The following is a 16913-nucleotide window of genomic DNA, read 5'->3' on the forward strand; positions in this document are numbered from 1 at the left end:
CCTCGTCGAGGAGGCAGACATGAACTAGGGAGAGTAATGACGGAGAAGTACGCGATGACCATCGCCTTCACCGCTCTGCTGTTTTTCCTCGCCTACCGGTCCTACCGACGCATCAACAGCTACCAGGACTACAACCTGGCGGGACGCAAGACCGGTTTCGCCGCCCTCGTGGCCACCTTGGGCGCGGCCGAGTTCAACACCGCCACGCTGATCGGAGGCGCCTCGGTTGCCTACCTCTACGGCACCGTGGGGGTCTGGTACACGTCGTTCATCTTCGTCTTCGTCTTCAGCATCTACGCCTGGACCGTCGCCAAGCCCTACCGACGCCTCCAGATATCGACGATCGCGGAGTTCTTCGAACGAAGATTCCCCGGCAGACGGGCGGAGACCACCAGGGCACTCGCCAGCGTGGTGACCCTGACCTTCACCTGGATCGCGCCCGCGACCTACCTCGCCGGACTCTCGGTGGTCGTGTCCGTGCTACTCGGTGTGGAACCGCTGGTCACGGTCTGCGTCATCACGACCCTGTGTCTGGTGCTGTCCCTGGCCGGCGGCTTCATGACAGCCATCTCCTTCGACATCGTCGCCTACGTCATGATTCTCGTCTTCATCCCGGTGATGTTCTGGATCGGCTACACCAACGCGGGCGGCTTCGACCAACTCAGCAAGGTCTTCGACTCGCAGTACCTGTCGTTCGAACCGATCTGGGACCTGGAGAACTACGGGTTCGCCGCGATCCTCACCTGGTGCTTCCAGAACATAATGCTGTACGTGGCAGCACCCTGGTACGGGCAGCGCATCTTCTCCGCACGCAACGAACGCGTCGCCTACCGGGCCATGTTGGTCAACACGGTGCTGATCGTGGTGCTGTATGCCCTCGTCGCGCTCGCCACCATGTTCAGCCGGGTCCTCATGCCTGGCCTCGACAAGCCTGAGGAAGCGCTCCCGAGACTGGTCCTGGAGTACACACCGCCCCTCATCCAGGGGCTGATGCTGGTGACCCTGCTGTTGGTCGGAATCAGCACCATGGTGGCTATCTGGAACTCCGCGGTCTCGATCGTGGTCAACGACCTGCTCAAGAGGTACGCGTTCCGCGAGCGCAGCGACCAGTTCTACGTGCGCGCCAGCCGGATCGTGTTCCTGGCACTCGGCCTCTCGACCCTCGTGTTCGCACTCTCTTTCGTCGGCAACATCCTCCTCATCCTGACCTACGTCTCCGTGTTCACCGCGCTGCTCGCCTTCCCGATCCTGGCAGGCCTGTACTGGAAGCGCTTCACCACGGACGCGGCACTCGGTTCCCTGGTGGTCGGCGTCGTATACGTCGTCATCGCCCTGCTCGCGGACTTCCCCTACCACCTCGTCAGCCCCGTCGGCATCGCGTTGAGCGCCGTCGTCGGCACGAGTATGACGCTGGCGGGGGGCCGCAAGGCCATCGATCCACAGGTGGAACGGTTCTTCGCAACCGCCCACGGCACCCACGACACGAAGGGAGCACCGGAGCATGTCGACATCTGACGGTGCATATCTCCGGCTGAACGAAAACGGCGACGTCCTCGACATCACCGGCTACGCGGACCGGTGGAGCGTACGCCCCGGTGAGCTGATCACTTTCCACATCAGCACCAACCGCGCCGAGTACCGCGCCGAGGTCGTGGAACTGCTCGGCGGGATGACCGACCCCCGCTCAACGGAGCTCCCCGTACGGGAGGTCGGAGCGGAGTGCGACGGCACCCATCCAGGAGAGATCCAGCGCACCGACACCGGCTCGTACGCCGAACTGCCGCTGCCGGCACAGTGGCTCGCGGAGAATACGTTCAACGTGCAGCTGCGCTTCCTGCCCACCGTGCCGCAGGCCGGACGCCAACAGGTCCTCTTCCACTCCGGCGACCACGACACCGGGCGGCACCTCGTCGAACTGGCCATCGACCCGGAGGGCAGGCTCGGCCTCACCCTCGCCGACACCTCCGGGCAGGTCCGGCTGATCTCGGGCACCGAACTGCACTCCGACTGCTGGTACTTCGTCAACCTCACCTACGACGGAGCAGCGGGCCGGGCACGACTCTACGTCGCCCAGACCACGGGCTGGCGGGCCGGAAACGTGCGGGACACCGTCGAAGCCCCCGCAGCACTGGACTTCAGCGATTCCCTGCTGTCCGGGACGTACATAGCCGGAGCCCCGACACTGATCGATGGCGCCCTCTACCTGGACCGCCACTTCAACGGCAAGATCGAGGACCCGCGCTGTCACGGCCGCGCCTTGGACCCCTCTGAGGTGGAAATCGCCCACCGCGGCGGAAGCGTCCAACCGACCGCCCTCGTGGCCGACTACGACTTCGCGACGGACTTCTCCACCAACCGCCTGCACGACCGCTCGGGCAACCACCACCACGGAACCCTGCACCAAGCCCCCCAACGGGGTGTGACCGGCAGCCGGTGGGACGGGCGCCACACGGACTTCCGCACCGCGCCCGACCACTACGCGGCGGCCCACTTCCACGAGGACGACCTGGAGGACTCCGGGTGGCTGCCCTCGCTCACCTGGACCGTTCCGACCGACACGCCCCCCGGCGCCTACGCACTGCGGCTGCGCGCCGGCGACGAGGTGGACTACATCCCGTTCTTCGTCCGCCGCCCGGCGGGCAGCCGCGCCAAGGTGCTGTTCCTGGTCCCCACCCTTACCTACCAGGCGTACGCGAACGAGCGGCTCTTCGAGTCCGGGCTGCAAGAGGACTTCATGGTCCACGACATGACGCTCGCTCCCCAGGACGAGTTCATCGTGCGCCACGACGAGGTCGGCAGATCCCTCTACGACACGCACACCGACGGCAGCGGCGTCGCCTACTCGTCCCGACTGCGCCCCGTGCTGAACCTCCGTCCGCACTACCACAACTGGTTGTCCGGGCACGTGCGGCACCTCGCAGCGGATCTCTTCATTCTGGGCTGGCTCCGTTCCCTGGGGGAGGAGTACGACTTCGACGTGGCCCTCGACGAGGACCTGCACCGTGAGGGGCCGGCCCTGCTCGCGCGGTACAACACCCTGGTGACGGGCTCCCACCCCGAGTACTGGACGCGGGACATGATGGACTCGCTGACCACCTACCTGGCGGATGGCGGGCGGCTGATGTACCTGGGCGGCAACGGCTTCTACTGGGTCACCAGCGTCTTCGAGGACCGGCCGCACCTCATCGAGGTGCGACGGGGCAACTCCGGCACCAGGTGCTGGGACTCGCCGCCCGGGGAACTGGTGCACAGCGCGAGCGGTGACCACGGCGGCCTGTGGCGGTTCAACGGCTACGTCCCGCAGCAAGTCGTAGGCGTCGGCATGGCGGCACAGGGCTGGGGCAAGGCCGCCGGATACCGGCGGTTGGACGACAGCCACGACGAATCGGTCGCCTTCATCTTCGAGGGCATCGCACCGGACGAGGTGATCGGGGACTTCGGCTACGTCCTGGGCGGCGCCGCGGGCGACGAGGTCGATCGATTCGGCCTCGATCTGGGCACCCCCGCACACGCGCTGCGGCTGGCCACGTCGACCAGGCTCGACGACCGCTACCAGATCACCCAGGAAGAGCTGCTGATGACCGCGCCGCGTCAGGGCGGTACCGAGAACGAGCGGGTGCGCTCCGACCTGACGTACTTCGAGATCGACGGAGGCGGCGCCGTCTTCTCCGTGGGCTCCATCTGCTGGGCGGGCAGCCTCGCCTACCACGGTTTCGACAACAACGTGGCCCGGATCACCGGCAATGTGCTGGCGAGGTTCGCTCAGGACCGATGACGACCTGTCGTGACGGTGCCCACCGCGGGCACCGTCACGACTCGCCGCTCAGGCCAGGCTGCTCTCCCGCAGCGACAGGAAAGCTGACCGAGACGGGCTCGCCATGTGGCGGGAGGTCAGCGCGGCCAGCACCGCTCTCGCCTCGGCGAAACTGCGGCAGTGGATGACCGCGTCGTCGGCATACCGTTCGAAGCGGACGTCCGGGAAGGCCCGGTGCAACCATATATCGAACGCGTAGTGCATATGCCCTGCGGCCCGGCGAGCGCCTCGCGCAGGAGGCGAACCCGCTCGCGCATGAACTCTGCGGCGCTTGCGCGTCAGCAGCCCGTACGGCGCACCGCCGACCGCGAGGGCGGAGACCGCCCCGATCCCGCCGGTCTCGAGCGAGGCAAGGGCTTGGTCGCGGTTCTCCCAGAGGGACTGAAGGGACCGAGCTGTGGCATCGGGGGCCTGACCGAGGAGGTAACCGGCCTCGGCGGCCGCGCCCTCAGCGTCGTCCGGGCGGTGAGGCGCTGCCACCCGGCCCGGTACGACCGGCGCCGAACACGGCCTTCCCCCCGGCAGGATGCGTGTGCCCGAACGCCAGAACGTCGCATCGGTGCGCCGGACGCCGTCGAGGTCGCGGCCGGCCAGGACGTGGCCGATGCCACCGACCAGGCTGCCAGATAAGCGGAGTCGGCCGGCAGGGCGGCAGAGGAGGCCAGGGCAGCCGCTGCAGAGACGTGCCGCGTTGCGCGCGGCGACGTCAGGGGCAACAAGTCGGCACCGCTGTAACAGTCGCTCCAGCTGAAGCGATGTCCCGTCGGTGGGCAGCAAATGTCGGCGTGGGCAGCGTTGAAGATCTGATGGGCCTCCTCGCCGAAGAGTTCGAGCGGCGCCTTCGTACTCTGCAGGAGGCCGGAGAGTTCGTCGACCCGAGGGTCGCGCAGATCGAACGACTCAAGACCAAGGTCGCCGAGCTCAAGGAACGCCTGGCTCAGCGGGACGAGACCATTGCCGAGCTCGCAACGTTCAAGGAACTCGCCGTCTCGCGCTTGGCCGCACAGCACGATGAGATCGTGCGTCTACGGGAACAGGCCGCAGCCCTCGGCAACGTCCGCCGCCTGCTGGCCGCCCGCCCAGGAACAGCCCCGTACGGATCGTGCAGCTGATCCTGACATCTACAGACGTGTCCGAACACGGCGAGGGAGCCCGCCGACGTGGCCTGCCGCGTTCCCTCGCCGTCTGCACCATTGATCTCTCTCACCCGCCCCCCAGGTTGAGCGTTGTCACCGAAGGTTGGTGACCGCCATAGCCACCTGGCGCCCGCCAGGATCCAGCCGCACGGCGGCTGGACGCGGACGCCACCACCGCGATCACACCCCGGAGGTTCCGCCGGCTTGGACCCGGGCCAGCACGCGATCGGCCAACTCCTGCGGCGACAACTCGCCATCCAGGAACACGGTGTCACTGGGCAAGGTGTCGGCAGCGGCCATGCACGGCGCGATCTTCTCTTTGCCGTGATCGTTCACTGAAGGCTGCGGCGGGAGGCGCCCGCGATGGTCCGGCCCGGGTTTCGTCCGCCCGAGCCAGGATTTTCGCGGGTGCGGGTGCGGGTGCGGGTGCGGGTGCGGCGGGCTGGCCCGGAGCGCCTGAAGGGTGATGAACCGGTTCAGGCGCCTCTGCCCGGCCCCTGTGCGAAGCCGGCAGGCAGAGGGCTCTGGCAAGGGCCGTTCGGGAAACCGGGCGCCCCGTCCTGATCGCCGGGTCGGGGACGGGTGCCGCTGCTGGCTCCGTAGGCCAGGACGTCGGCGCAGGGCCTGCCCGGCTCGCGGCAGGCCGCCCTTGAGCCACAGGGACCAGTCCGCGCGATCCGCAGTCCGGGGGCGCTTTGACACCCCTGCGACCGGCGTCGACTGCTTCTCATGCATGGGGTCCCGGCGGGTGCCGCGTCAGGGAGACGGTGGCCCAGACCGTCCGGCACCCGTCGCGTCCCACGTGTGTGCCAAGTGCCTGGGTGCAGTTGGCGACGATCCCCAGGCCAGAGACTGTCAAACGAGCGGCTCTGGCTCGTAGTCGGTGGTGACGCCGAGTAGCCATCCTTGATCATGATCTTGTGATGGATGTCAACTCCCTTGTGGGAATGGTGTTTTCCGGGCTGTCGGCTTTGGTCGTCGAGGATGTGGCGAACGGTGGTGACGCGGTGGTGGTCGCGGCCCGCACTCGGGACGTGGCGGTGCCGTGTCCGATGTGCGGGACACCGACGGCGAAGGTGCACGGGTATCACCGTCGGACGGTGACGGACGTTCCGGTCGACGGTCGCCAGGTCGTGGTCCACCTTCGCGTTCGGCGGCTGGTCTGTCCGGCCCTTACCTGTTGGCGGCAGACCTTCCGCGAGCAGATTCCCGGGCTGTTGGAGCGCCATCAGCGCCGCACGGTGCGGCTTGCCTGGCAGATATCCCAGGTGGCACGGGAGTTATGCGGCAGGGCGGCTGCACGCCTCGCCGGCCTACTGGCCGTGCCCGTCTCCCGCAGCACGGCGCTACGCCATCTGTGGCGCCTGCCACTGCCGCAGCAGGCGGTCCCGCGCGTGATCGGCGTGGACGACTTCGCCCTGCGCCGCCGCCACCGCTACGCCACCATCATCACGGACGCGAAACCGGCCAACGCGTCGCGGTCCTGCCCGACCGCGAGGCGGCCACCCTGGAGTCCTGGCTGCGCGAACATCCCGGTATCGAGATCGTGTGCCGTGACGGATCAGCCACCTACGCCGAGGCCGTCCGCCGCGCCCTGCCCGACGCGGTGCAGGTCAGCGACCGCTGGCACCTCTGGCGCAATCTCTGCGACAAAGTCCTCCTCGAAGTCCGTGCCCACGCCGGCTGCTGGGCCACCATCAACCCGCCCCGCCCCGGCGGAGTACGCGAGCAGACCACCCGCGAACGCTGGAACAAGATCCACGATCTCCTCGGCCAGGGCATCGGCCTGCTCGACTGCTCCCGCCGCCTCTGCCTGGCCCTGAACACCGTCAAACGCTACGCCCGCATGCCCGAACCGCAGGCCCTGCGCATCGCCCCCGCCTACCGACCCACCCTCGTTGACCCCTACCGCGACCATCTGCGCGCCCGCCGCGCGGCCGATCCGGCAGTCGCTGTCACCCAACTACTACGGGAGATCAGGGAGATGGGCTACACCGGCAGCGCCAACCTGCTGGTCCGCTACCTCAACCAGGGCCGCGCTGAAGGCGACCGCCCCGTCACCACCCCGCGCCACGCCAGCCGCCTCCTGCTCACCGCCCCCGAAAACCTGCGCCCGAAGGAAACAGCCCTGCTGGAGAAGATCACCGGGGCCTGCCCGGAGATGACCGCACTCGCCGATCTCGTACGCGGCTTCGCCGCCTTACTGAAACCGGCCGTGGGCAACGACGTCAAACTCACCGAGTGGATCATCGCCGCCCGCGCCGTCGACCTGCCCCACCTGCGCAGTCTCACCAACGGCCTCGAAATCGACCGGCCCGCCGTGAACGCCGCCCTCACCCTGCCCTACCACAACGGCCGCACCGAAGGCGTCAACACCCGCACCAAGAGGATCATGAGACAGATGCACGGACGCGCCGGATTCGACCTCCTCCGCCACCGCATCCTCCTGCCATGACAGACACCCAGCGTCACCACCGACTACGGGCCAGAGCCCATACTTCGGTGTCGAGGATGTGGGCGCCGAGCCGGTAGTGGATGATGCCGACCCGGATCGTGCTGGTGGTCAGGAGCTGTCCGCACCAGATGCAGGCGCGGCCGTTGGCCTGGTCCCATGTCAGTGTTCTCGGGTCGGGGAGCGGTTGCCCGGTTGGCGTGGTCATGGCTGTTTGTTGTAGGGGTGGAGGCCGCGTTGTTCGCGGCACGGGGCGCAGGCGTACAGTTCCCGGCCTGGTCCCGAGCCTTGCTCGGCGATGTCGACGAGGACCGCGGTGCCGGATGGACCGCGGTGCCAGTGGCACCACCCGGTCTCGATGGCAGCCGGATCTGGTGCTGGGCGGGGGATTCGGGTGGTCATCGTTGTCCGCCCTTGCACTGGTGGCACTGGCAGGTGGGGAACTCGTCCGTCGCGGGCGGTTCCTCGGCCGGGGTCACTTCGGCTTTCGGGCGGATGACCTGCGTCCGGCCGTGCCGGTCGACTTGGTACACCTTGAGCGTCATCGTCACGGGTAGCCCCCCGTCGTGGTCGGTGAGGAACGCCACTGAGGGTAGGGGCGTGTGCGTGGCGGGCAGCCTGAGTTTCTACGCGTTTCTACGCGAGTGCGGAGACGGTCTTCGTGATCAGGCGCATAGCTCCGTGTCCGTGTACTGCTGCCGCGCTCATCTCCTCGTGCGCGGCCGCGTACTGGGCTACCTCGGACGGAGTGGTGATCGTGATCGCCGCCGTCAGGAGTTCCACTGTCACCTGTTCGGCGTCGAAGATGGTGTATGTCTCCAGCGGCCACATCGCCCCGGTTGCCGCGGGGATGATGCCGAGCGTCACCGAGGGCAGCTGCGCGACCTGGAGCAGGTATCCGAGCTGTTCGGCCATTACGTCCGGCCCGCCGATCTGGCGGCGCAGCACTGACTCTTCGATCAGGATCGGAAAGCGGCGGCCCGCGCGGTGGATTACTTGCGACCGTTCCATTCGCGCTTCGGCTGCGGCGGGGGAGTCGTCGGGTGTGTGGTTGAAGCGGGCGATTTGCGAAAGCAGCGCAGTCGCGTACGCGCGGGTCTGGAGCATGCCTGGGATGACGCTGGAGCTGTACACCCGCATCACCTTGGTCCGGTCGTACAGCGGCTTCCGCGCCTGCTGGACGCCACGGAGACCGGCACGCTGGACTCGCCGCCACTCCGTGTACATCTGCTGCGCCTGGCGGGACGCCGCGATCAGGTCAGCGGCCTTGTCCTCCGCGCCGCAGGCCCGGCACCAGGCTCTGATGTCGTCATCGGACGGCTGCGACCGCCCGCTCTGGAGACGGGAGACCTTCGAGCCCTGCCACCCGGTGCGTTCTGCCAGCTGCTGCCCTGTCAGGCCCGCGTCGGCTCGGAGGTTGCGCAGGCGAACCGCCACACGGTCGCGCGCCTCCTGGACGCGGGCTGACGGAGAGGGAGCCATCAGGTGATCGTGAACTCCTGATGCGGGACGGCCCGCTCCCACACTGCGCGGAACGCTGCTGCGGTCTGCTCAGCAATGCCCGGGCGGTTGTCGAGCTGGTCGTGGAGGTGGGTGCCGTCACCGGCGAAGTGGTGCCACCGGATCAGCCGGCCGTCGAACAGCCAGAAGTCGTGGGCGGGCAGGAGCAGGTCGAGCGCCTGTTCCCGGGGAAGCCACCGGACCTCCTCGCCTGCCGCGAGGTTGCGCGGGGTGCACGCGTGCTCGAACCGGATGTACTCCGTGGCTGGAGTGGAGATGACCCGCGTCCGCTGGACGGCAACGCCACGAGCCACTGCGTCGGCGACCGCGTCATGGAACGGTGCCCACCACGCCGTCCGGTCGGCTACGTCCGCCAGCTCGCCGGCGCGCCATGCCTTGAGGTCCTGGTCCTCCTCGTCGACCACGTACGCGTCCCGGGCTTCCAGGTGCACGGCCGAGGTGGTGCACTGTGCCAGAAGCTCAGCGAACGGCGGTACCGGCTGCGACATCGAGTACCTCCCTCAGCGCCTCGGCCATGCGGACCGGTAGGCGGACGACTGCCTCGGTGTCGGGAATCGGCCCGCTCTCCAGACACTTCGCTTCCAGCTCGGCGCCGGCCTTCCACCCCTGGACAACGAACTCCTGTGTGGTGTCGTCGAACCAGACGCTGGGGCAGTGGTCACCGTTCGTCTCCGGGTCCTTTGCGATGAAATGTAACGTCATGGTCGCCTCCGCCGGGTTGGGATTGCATGAGTTCCTACGCGTGCACCGCCATCATGACGTGGCCGTGCCGCACAGGAGATGGAAAACGAGTGAAGCAGCGCGAGGGTGCGGCACCCGGCCGAGGGTGACGACGGCTGACCCTGCACGCACAAAGCGGCTTCCTGCCCGGCGTGCGGACCCGTGCCGTCGTCGAGCACGCGCAGCGCGGCCTCGCGGACCGCTCCTTCCGGCGCCGCCACTGGCCGACGGTCGAACTTTCCCAGGACTGGGGCAACAATTCCCAGTGGCGCACCGGCTTTCGCCTCGACTACCAGACGCCGGCCAGCGATCGGATCAACGTGGCGGGGGGACCCGGAGCGGGATCTGATGCCCTTCGATTGGCGGCTTCCAAACTCCGAGGTCTGACGCCGGGGCGGGCGGTAGTCAGGGGTGTCCCCTATCTCATGCGGCCCGTCAGGTCGGCGTGCCAGACCTCGCTCATGTCGACGGTGAGCGCGTAACCGACCAGCGGGTCGTCGCGAGACGAGGGTCTCCGGGCCCGCCCAGGCCCTCATCAGCCGGGCGGGTCGCTGCCAAAGCGAAGTCACGGCATGCCCAGCACGGGTTATCCGATGGGCGTTCGCCGCTTCCGCCAGCGAGCCTGGTGGAAGATCGGCTCGACGGCGATGACGCAGAACGCGTGCATGGGCTGGTCCGTGCCCCTGGGGTCGAAGAAGCCGACCATGTCGCCGAGGAAGCTTTCGCCGTGCTGATGCACGTGGCGGTCTTGAGCGACGTGGTCGCCGACGGCGGTGAGCCAGTCGCCGATCCAGAACAGAAGTTCGGCACGGGCAATGATGACGATCGTCGCCGCGTGCTCCGCGAAACGGGCGGGGGAGCGATCGGCTCGGCGGTGGACGTCGTCGGGGCGGTCGGGAGGTCGTGCCGCTGGGGCGGTCACCCTCAAAGGGGCCGAGGCGCGGCGCATTCTGTGCCGCAGATTCGGCCAGTCGGAAGGCCTCAGTCCCGTGTCCTCACGGGCCAGCAGCATAGGCAGCGGATGGGTGTCGCTGTCGACGCAGGTCATCGGCTGGGCGCCCGGCGGGACCGGGATGTGAATCGCGCTGTGCGAGCTCGTCGCGGCGACGCGGAATAGAGCGCCGAGCCGAAGGAGATCCGCGCGACTTGCATTCAGATATCCGACTTGGTGGTTGGGCGGGTAAACGAAAGTGTTGCGGAGCATGGGACCGGCGCTCAGGATCCGACTGAGCCCGGGTCCGGGATCAGTAACAGGATGGTTCGTCACCCTCAACCGCATCCGACTGCCGCCAACCCCCATGTGCCAAGTACAACACGTGCGCCAGTGGCCTCAAACTCCTTTTGCGAAGCCCCGCACCCAGCCCCAACAAAGCCGATCCGAAGCTCCTCCGCTCAAGGCGACCGGGAACCGGGATCTGTCGCCACGACAGTCCAGGCCGAGGACCTGATCGCGCAGTCTCTGCACGCCGAGTTGAACTGCCTCGAGTTTCGTAGAGCCCGTTCTTGGTGGTTCAGGCGGACTGCGGGACTCGCTCCTGGCTCTGCCAGAAATCCCGTTCGTGTGTGGGCGACGGCGTCGGGGCTGAGGGTGGCGGCGAGTTCGGTGAGGTCGGGGTGGGTGGCGGCGACGGTGCGAACGACCGGAGACCCCGGTCGGCCGGCCCCGCCATCGGCGGCCTGCCGGTCGGATGCCGAGGTGTCCGTATTCACCCGGGATGACTGCGCGCCCGCAGTGCTGTTCGTCTTCCGCTTTGCCGAGCTGCTATGCCGTGGCTGCCGAGGCCCTGCACCCCACCCGTCAGCGGCCGCGTGTCAGAGGCTTCCCATAGGTTCATTCCATGAGTTCTTCACTGAGCGTCTACCTGCTCGATGTGGCCGCTACGCGCGCCTTGGTCGGATCCCGCGATGACCAGTTGCTGGAGGCGATCCGCAACGGCTTTGGGGACGACCTGGCACGTGACGATGACTATTTCAGCGACGCGATCGAGGAAGGCGCCCCCTCGGCGTTCGAGGCACTGCGCGCGGTCATCAACGGCGGGCCCTTCAGCGAGGATCACGCTTTCCAGTATGGCTATGCCTACAAGCGGTTGTGCTCGCTGACCGGCTCGTTCCTGGACAACCACTGTTTTACGCCGCACCGGGGTGACTGGCTGTCGGTGGTCGACGAGGGCCTGAAGGCTCTGGGCATCACAGCCATTTCTGTCGAGGACTTCAGCTACAGCGGCCTCCCTGATCCTCTGCCGTACACATACATACCGGGCTGCGGCGAGTGGACGCCCGATCACATTGCGCAGGCGCTGGAGCAGTTTGAGGCCACCAAGCGGGCGGTCAACGAGTCGGGCCAGGCACCACCGCTGGAGCCTGAGGTCGTGGAGGCTGTCATGCAGTGTCTCGGCTGGATGCGGCACGCGGTGGGACGGCCGGGCTTTGGCGTTATCGGCTTCCGGTCCTGACATCGCGACGGCGAGGCCCCCGGAGGCGGCAGGCATGCCTCTGGGGGGCGTTGTCACGTTGGCTGACCGGCGTGGATGATCTTGTGGTTGATCGTGCCGGGAGGGGTTCGCTCGTGTCGTCCGCGCCGCCGTCGTACAAGGGGCACCGGTACCCGGTGGAGGTCATCTCCCACTGTGTGGCTGTACTTCCGCTTCCCGCTCAGCTTCCGAGAGGTCGAGGAGCTGATGCTCGAGCGCAGTGTGCTCGTCTCGTACGAGACGATCCGGCGTTGGTGCGCGAAGTTCGGGCAGGTCTACGCCAACGCGCTGCGCCGACGCCGGCCCCGGCCCGGCGACAAGTGGCACCTGGACGAGGTCTTCATCAAGGTCAACGGCGAGCTGAAGTATCTGTGGCGGGCCGTCGACGCCGACGGCAACGCCCCTCGACATCCTCGTCCAGAACCGGCGGGACACGGTCGCGGCCAGGCGCTTCTTCCGTCGGCTCCTCAAAGGAATCGGGGCCGTGCCGAGGTGATCGTCACGGACAAGCTCCGTTCCTACCGCGCGGCGCACCGCGAGGTCATGCCCTCGGTGGAACACCGCTCGCACAAGGGCCTGAACAACCGGGCGGAGAACTCCCACCAGCCCACGCGGCAGCGGGAACGCGCCATGAAGGGCTTCCGCTCCGTCGGCGCCGCACAAAGATTCCTGGCCGCGTTCAGTGGCATCTCACCCCACTTCCGGCCCCGCCGACACCTGATGACCGTCCCCGACCACCGCGCCGAGATGACCATCCGCTTCGCCATCTGGGACCAGGCCACCGGCGCCACCGGCCGGCCCGCCGAGGCTTGAACACCGGCCCGAAACTCGACCCCCGCCACGCCCCGACGCGCCGTCAGAGACCCACGCACCCAACAACGTGACAGCGCCGACCGCGCGGCTGATCGTGCGCCGGGTCCGTGACCTGGCCAAACCCGCCACCGTCTGCGAGCAGGGCGAGTTGTTCCCGGTCTGGCGCCACCACCCGTTCTTCACCGACAACCCAGCCGAGACCCTCCAGGCCGAACGGGACCACCGCCACCACGCCGTCGTCGAGCAGGTCATCGCCGACAGCAAAGCCTCCGCCCTGGCCCACCTGCCCTCGGGACACTTCCACGCCAATGCCGCCTGGCTGATCCAGTGGGCGATGGCCTACAACCTGCTGCGGGCCGCCGGAGTACTGGCCTCCGCCTTCCACGCCAAGGCCACCACCGCCACCCTCCGCGCCCACCTGGTCCACGTTCCCGCCCGGATCGCCCGCTCAGCCCGGCGCCTCACCCTGCACCTACCGCGCAACTGGCGCTGGCAAAAGGCCTGGACACACCTGTTCGACACGGTCCACCACCCACCCGCACTCGCCTGACAGTCTCTGCCCACCCCGCCCGCCAGAGCCCGACCGGAACCGAATCGTGGAAAAGCTGGGCAGACCAGCGGACACACCCTGTCCACACTCAGCTGACAGCCCATGAACCCGCCCCGAAAACCCTCGCAGATCATTTCGAAACCGCGTCGGTGGATCGAGGCTAAGTATGGACCCCGCCCCGCGTGTTGCGACCCCGAACAGGCAGCGCGCCCTCCTCATCACCGGTCCCCCCGTCGCCTGAACATGCCGGCGGGGCCAGGGACGCGAGGCCTGCGGACACCGAAGGGGCATCGCCCCGGCCTGCCGGCGTCACTGGCGGCGGCGAGGGCGCCGCCGTTCCGGCTTCCGGGATCCGCTCGGCCCGTGCGGGCCGGGGTTGCACCAACCGTTGCCTGAACCGTTGTCTGGACAGGTGAGCCCGGCGTTGCCCCGCAGGTACTGCCGGAGGTGTGAACCCCTCTTTCGCGATCCTGAGGGTTTCCGCAGGTCAGGCCCCCTGGGCAAGCCAACTCTGCCCGCCGTTCTCCGCGATAGCCGGAGGAAGAGGCTGTTTGCTCCGGTGGCCGGCGTGGCCTGCTCGCCCTGCGTCTCCCCGCCCCTGGCCCCTGCCTCACGCCGGTGCTCCTGGCCGCCCCCGCGCCCGGGCCGTCCGGTCCGCCGCGACGTCGGCGGCCCGCGCCGGACTGACCATGCAGCAGGTCCGTCAGGACCGGGTCCTCTTCGAAGCCCGACAGCACTCTGACCCGCTCCACCTGATGCGGCTCTTCGGTCTCGGCGACGGCGGGGCCATGCCGGGGCGCGGGCGGGCCCGTGCGTGACGGCTGGACTGCGGGAGTCGCTGGAGGACGTCCGGCGGGCCGTGGGCGCTCTCGCGGCCCGGGTCCTGGCCGCGCAGGGAGTCCCGTCGAGGCCCGGCGGGTTCGGTGTTGATGCCCACCAGCAGTCGGGGTCCGGGTCCGCAGGGGCGGGCCGGGCATCGGGGGCGCCGGGGCCGTCGAGTTCGGCGGGCGCGGGAGTCGGCGGGTCGACGCGCGGCGCTGGTACCTCGGGCGGGAGGGGCTGGCTGACGTAGCGTGGCTCCTCGTCCTGGTCCTGTTCGCCGTGCCCGGTGCTGTCGTGCGTCATGGTGACCCCGGCCTCCATCGATCTCCGTCGCTACGTGCTGGGCCAGGCCGCCGCACCGCCACGCACGCGGACCTCTGAGAGGACGGCTGATGTCCACGATCTACGTGACGAAGTGCGACTGCTTTGGTTCGGGCTGGTGTTTCGGGTTCAGGGCTCGGTGGTGGTCTGGCGGGCTTGGGTCAGGAGGCGTTCCCAGGTGCGGGCGGAGCCGCCGTGCTGTTGGGCGAGGCTGGCGGCGATGCGGCTGATGACGGGGGTGTCGCCGCCGGCGGCGAGGGCGTGGGCTGCTGTTTGCAGGCGGGGGTCGTTTTCGTAGGGGTGGGCTTTGCGTGGTCCTTGGGGGATGCCGGCGGGGCGGCCGCCGTCTTTCCCGCGGCTGGGCGGGTTGTCCCGTCGTTGTTCGATCTCGTGCCGGGGCCATACGCGTGTGCCGTAGACGGTCTCCCCGCGGGAGAGGTAGCCCTGGACGGCGTAGGCGTGCACGGTACTGGACTCGATGCCGAGGATGTCGGCGGCCTCGGTGGCGTTGAGCCGGTCCTTGGGGTGTGGCTCGGTCTTGAGGGCGGGAACCGGCTTGCCGGCGAGGTAGGCCTCTGCCTGGGCCAGGTCGTAGAGCACGAGCCGTCCGCCGGACAAAAGGTTGGGGACATGCTGGCGGAAGGCGGGGGCATCGCGCCGCCGCCAGGCGGCCACCGGTACGCCGGCGCGGGCGGCGATGTCCGCTTCATTGATCACAGGCCGGTTGCGAGGGATCAAGGCCTCTCCTCCTTCTCTGCAGGCCCCTGCCGCGAGGACGTGCTCCTGTAGGCTGGCTGTACGCGTCCGCGCTGCCCTCATCGGCAGGGATGTTGGTGAAAGGCCGGCGGTGTGCCGGGTCACTCACGTCAGTGACTCTCCGCCGGCTTTTTCATGTCCGGTCTCCGGGACAAGTCCGGGCTACCTAGAACAACGTTGCAGCATTTCGACTCATCCGGGCCTGTCACGGCACATCAAGCCCGCACGGCGCGCTCACGGCCGTTGAACGCTCTCGCACGCCACGGCCGTCCAGCGCTCGACATCACGGGCGGAGCGCAGCCGCACGACCTGGACGCCCAGCGCCGCCGTCTCGGCCACCTGCCGGGCATAGCGCGGGCGGTTGTGACGGTACTTCCGGACGGCAGTGCGCAGCAGGGAGCGGCGAGCGAAGAACGCCTTGCGCCACGTCAGCCGCCTGGCCTGCGCACTGTCTTCACGGCCGGTCAGTTGGCGCAGGCTGCGTCGCACGATCCTGTAGACAACCAGTGGCAGCGGGAAGTCGAGCCAGACCAGGACGTCGGCCCTGTGCCACACTACATCCGCCAGCTTGGAGAAGTTTCCCTCAACGAACCAGGCCGCTCCGGAGGTGACATCTGCCGCCTGGAGGCGGAACTCGTCGGGATTCAGCGTGCCGTCGGACGTGAACAACAGGTCATCAAGGTCCGTGTGCGGCAAGCCAGTACGCGACGACAGCTCCTTGGCGAGAGTGGATTTCCCGGTAGCGGGCGAACCAAAAAGCGCGACCTTACGCATAAATTTCTCCCTCTTGCCCCCACCCCACACGACCACCCCACGGCACCCTGCCCGACCCGCGGCCCGTCGCCCACCTCACTCTGCGCCCTGGGACCAAGGGTCCGGCGTCCAAGTGAGCTGCGATGCGCGTGATGGTCCGGGCGTTGTCCTCGAACAGATGCGCCTGCATGCCCACCGTCTGGGCGGCCTCAACGTTGACTGCGACATCGTCGATGAACAGACAGTTCTCCGGCCGCACGTCCAAGCTGGCAACCTCCAAGCCGACACCGACCCCGGCCCCGACACGGCGCCATGGGACGAAGCCGCGGAAACCACCCTCGACGCGCCCACCGGAGGCCTCCGCTACAACGCCCTCATGGGCAACACCGGCGAAGACCCCCAAGCACCGTATGAGACCAACCTCGCCCACGCCGGGCCCGGCACATACCGGCTACGACTACACGCCCGAGGCCGGAGCACCAACCCCGACGGCGTACAGGACCAAAACGAGCCGATCGCGGAGCACTACCTGCTCCAGATCTGGCCGAACCACACCGCACAGAACGTGGCACACCAGACGCCCCTCATCCGGGCATCACTGCAGTGACCTGCATGTACCCGATACGTGCCCGGTGGCGCCCTGCCTGACACCGGTACCAAATAGCTGGTCGCCGTCACCAACCACCACCACCACGAGCCAGCCCGGCCATAGACCGACCCGCGGCTGCTGGGTCGAGTTCGCCGAGTCCGCCCAGAGGCGGTGGCTAGTGCCGCATCAGGCAAC

The 16913-nt window shown here is 68.3% G+C and carries 17 protein-coding genes and 2 pseudogenes; 8 read left to right on the forward strand and 11 right to left on the reverse strand.

Annotated elements, in window-relative coordinates:
* Positions 1-36: 36 nt before the first annotated feature.
* Entirely contained in the window at positions 37-1515 is a 1479-nt protein-coding gene (locus AMK22_RS34480; protein WP_073791416.1) for a sodium:solute symporter family protein, read from the forward strand.
* Entirely contained in the window at positions 1502-3775 is a 2274-nt protein-coding gene (locus AMK22_RS34485) for a N,N-dimethylformamidase beta subunit family domain-containing protein (protein WP_073791418.1), read from the forward strand. Before AMK22_RS34480 ends, AMK22_RS34485 begins: the two co-directional genes overlap by 14 nt.
* Before the next feature lie 48 nt (positions 3776-3823).
* Here the strand turns inward: AMK22_RS34485 and AMK22_RS39300 are convergent, their stop codons facing one another.
* Positions 3824-3994 (reverse strand): hypothetical protein, encoded by a 171-nt coding sequence (locus tag AMK22_RS39300; RefSeq protein WP_199883395.1) that lies wholly within the window; start codon positions 3992-3994, stop codon positions 3824-3826.
* Positions 3995-4599: 605 nt separating this feature from the next.
* Here AMK22_RS39300 and AMK22_RS34495 point away from each other — a divergent pair.
* Positions 4600-4926: a hypothetical protein gene (locus AMK22_RS34495; RefSeq protein ID WP_199883396.1), complete on the forward strand. Its 327-nt coding sequence runs from the start codon at positions 4600-4602 to the stop codon at positions 4924-4926.
* A 204-nt stretch (positions 4927-5130) separates the two neighbouring features.
* Here the strand turns inward: AMK22_RS34495 and AMK22_RS34500 are convergent, their stop codons facing one another.
* A complete protein-coding gene (locus tag AMK22_RS34500) occupies positions 5131-5286 on the reverse strand; it encodes a hypothetical protein (protein WP_242434288.1) in 156 nt (51 codons plus the stop codon).
* Positions 5287-5873: 587 nt separating this feature from the next.
* On the opposite strand from AMK22_RS34500, the pseudogene AMK22_RS34505 reads away from it, so the two are divergent.
* Positions 5874-7405: pseudogene (locus tag AMK22_RS34505) on the forward strand (ISL3 family transposase).
* Positions 7406-7418: 13 nt separating this feature from the next.
* On the opposite strand, the gene AMK22_RS39305 reads toward AMK22_RS34505, so the two are convergent.
* The 6 genes from AMK22_RS39305 to AMK22_RS34530 form a co-directional block, all read right to left on the reverse strand.
* Entirely contained in the window at positions 7419-7610 is a 192-nt protein-coding gene (locus tag AMK22_RS39305) for a hypothetical protein (protein WP_143203642.1), read from the reverse strand.
* 190 nt (positions 7611-7800) lie between these two features.
* Positions 7801-7953 (reverse strand): hypothetical protein, encoded by a 153-nt coding sequence (locus AMK22_RS40320; protein WP_199883397.1) that lies wholly within the window; start codon positions 7951-7953, stop codon positions 7801-7803.
* An 85-nt stretch (positions 7954-8038) separates the two neighbouring features.
* A complete protein-coding gene (locus tag AMK22_RS34515; RefSeq protein WP_073791421.1) occupies positions 8039-8884 on the reverse strand; it encodes a helix-turn-helix domain-containing protein in 846 nt (281 codons plus the stop codon).
* Positions 8884-9411, reverse strand: a complete 528-nt coding sequence (locus tag AMK22_RS34520; protein WP_073791422.1) for a DUF6879 family protein — start codon at positions 9409-9411, stop codon at positions 8884-8886. Before AMK22_RS34520 ends, AMK22_RS34515 begins: the two co-directional genes overlap by 1 nt.
* Positions 9383-9625, reverse strand: coding sequence for a hypothetical protein (locus tag AMK22_RS34525; RefSeq protein WP_073791424.1), 243 nt, complete (start codon positions 9623-9625; stop codon positions 9383-9385). Before AMK22_RS34525 ends, AMK22_RS34520 begins: the two co-directional genes overlap by 29 nt.
* 604 nt (positions 9626-10229) lie before the next feature.
* Complete coding sequence (locus AMK22_RS34530; protein ID WP_073791425.1) at positions 10230-10847, reverse strand: hypothetical protein; 618 nt, start codon at positions 10845-10847, stop codon at positions 10230-10232.
* 634 nt (positions 10848-11481) lie between these two features.
* Here AMK22_RS34530 and AMK22_RS34535 point away from each other — a divergent pair.
* From AMK22_RS34535 to AMK22_RS41925, 4 genes are all read left to right on the forward strand, one after another.
* The gene (locus tag AMK22_RS34535) at positions 11482-12096 is read left to right on the forward strand and encodes a DUF7691 family protein (protein ID WP_073791427.1); all 615 of its coding nucleotides are present in this window, start codon (positions 11482-11484) and stop codon (positions 12094-12096) included.
* 225 nt (positions 12097-12321) lie between these two features.
* A complete protein-coding gene (locus tag AMK22_RS37940; RefSeq protein ID WP_242434289.1) occupies positions 12322-12927 on the forward strand; it encodes an IS6 family transposase in 606 nt (201 codons plus the stop codon).
* Positions 12928-12994: 67 nt separating this feature from the next.
* The gene (locus AMK22_RS34550) at positions 12995-13477 is read left to right on the forward strand and encodes a transposase (protein WP_073791428.1); all 483 of its coding nucleotides are present in this window, start codon (positions 12995-12997) and stop codon (positions 13475-13477) included.
* A gap of 689 nt (positions 13478-14166) precedes the next feature.
* On the forward strand, positions 14167-14295 hold the full coding sequence (locus tag AMK22_RS41925; RefSeq protein WP_274535467.1) for a hypothetical protein: 129 nt from the start codon (positions 14167-14169) through the stop codon (positions 14293-14295).
* Positions 14296-14749: 454 nt separating this feature from the next.
* Here the strand turns inward: AMK22_RS41925 and AMK22_RS34560 are convergent, their stop codons facing one another.
* The 3 genes and pseudogenes from AMK22_RS34560 to AMK22_RS41565 form a co-directional block, all read right to left on the reverse strand.
* The gene (locus tag AMK22_RS34560; protein WP_073791431.1) at positions 14750-15358 is read right to left on the reverse strand and encodes a proteoglycan-4; all 609 of its coding nucleotides are present in this window, start codon (positions 15356-15358) and stop codon (positions 14750-14752) included.
* A gap of 252 nt (positions 15359-15610) precedes the next feature.
* Positions 15611-16150, reverse strand: a complete 540-nt coding sequence (locus tag AMK22_RS34565; RefSeq protein ID WP_073791433.1) for an adenylate kinase — start codon at positions 16148-16150, stop codon at positions 15611-15613.
* Positions 16151-16247: 97 nt separating this feature from the next.
* Positions 16248-16400: pseudogene (locus AMK22_RS41565) on the reverse strand (HAD family phosphatase); the annotation flags it as partial.
* Positions 16401-16913: the final 513 nt, after the last annotated feature.

The sequence above is a fragment of the Streptomyces sp. CB01580 genome (genome assembly GCF_001905795.1).
GTDB lineage: Bacteria > Actinomycetota > Actinomycetes > Streptomycetales > Streptomycetaceae > Streptomyces.

Excerpts from the sequence above, each read along its gene's own strand:
- AMK22_RS34480 (WP_073791416.1), top strand. The coding sequence starts at position 37 with ATGACGGAGAAGTACGCGATGACCATCGCCTTCACCGCTCTGCTGTTT.
- AMK22_RS34485 (WP_073791418.1), top strand. The coding sequence starts at position 1,502 with ATGTCGACATCTGACGGTGCATATCTCCGGCTGAACGAAAACGGCGAC.
- AMK22_RS39305 (WP_143203642.1), bottom strand. The coding sequence starts at position 7,610 with ATGACCACGCCAACCGGGCAACCGCTCCCCGACCCGAGAACACTGACA.
- AMK22_RS34515 (WP_073791421.1), bottom strand. The coding sequence starts at position 8,884 with ATGGCTCCCTCTCCGTCAGCCCGCGTCCAGGAGGCGCGCGACCGTGTG.
- AMK22_RS34520 (WP_073791422.1), bottom strand. The coding sequence starts at position 9,411 with ATGTCGCAGCCGGTACCGCCGTTCGCTGAGCTTCTGGCACAGTGCACC.
- AMK22_RS34525 (WP_073791424.1), bottom strand. The coding sequence starts at position 9,625 with ATGACGTTACATTTCATCGCAAAGGACCCGGAGACGAACGGTGACCAC.
- AMK22_RS34530 (WP_073791425.1), bottom strand. The coding sequence starts at position 10,847 with ATGCTCCGCAACACTTTCGTTTACCCGCCCAACCACCAAGTCGGATAT.
- AMK22_RS34535 (WP_073791427.1), top strand. The coding sequence starts at position 11,482 with ATGAGTTCTTCACTGAGCGTCTACCTGCTCGATGTGGCCGCTACGCGC.
- AMK22_RS37940 (WP_242434289.1), top strand. The coding sequence starts at position 12,322 with ATGCTCGAGCGCAGTGTGCTCGTCTCGTACGAGACGATCCGGCGTTGG.
- AMK22_RS41925 (WP_274535467.1), top strand. The coding sequence starts at position 14,167 with ATGCAGCAGGTCCGTCAGGACCGGGTCCTCTTCGAAGCCCGACAGCAC.
- AMK22_RS34565 (WP_073791433.1), bottom strand. The coding sequence starts at position 16,150 with ATGCGTAAGGTCGCGCTTTTTGGTTCGCCCGCTACCGGGAAATCCACT.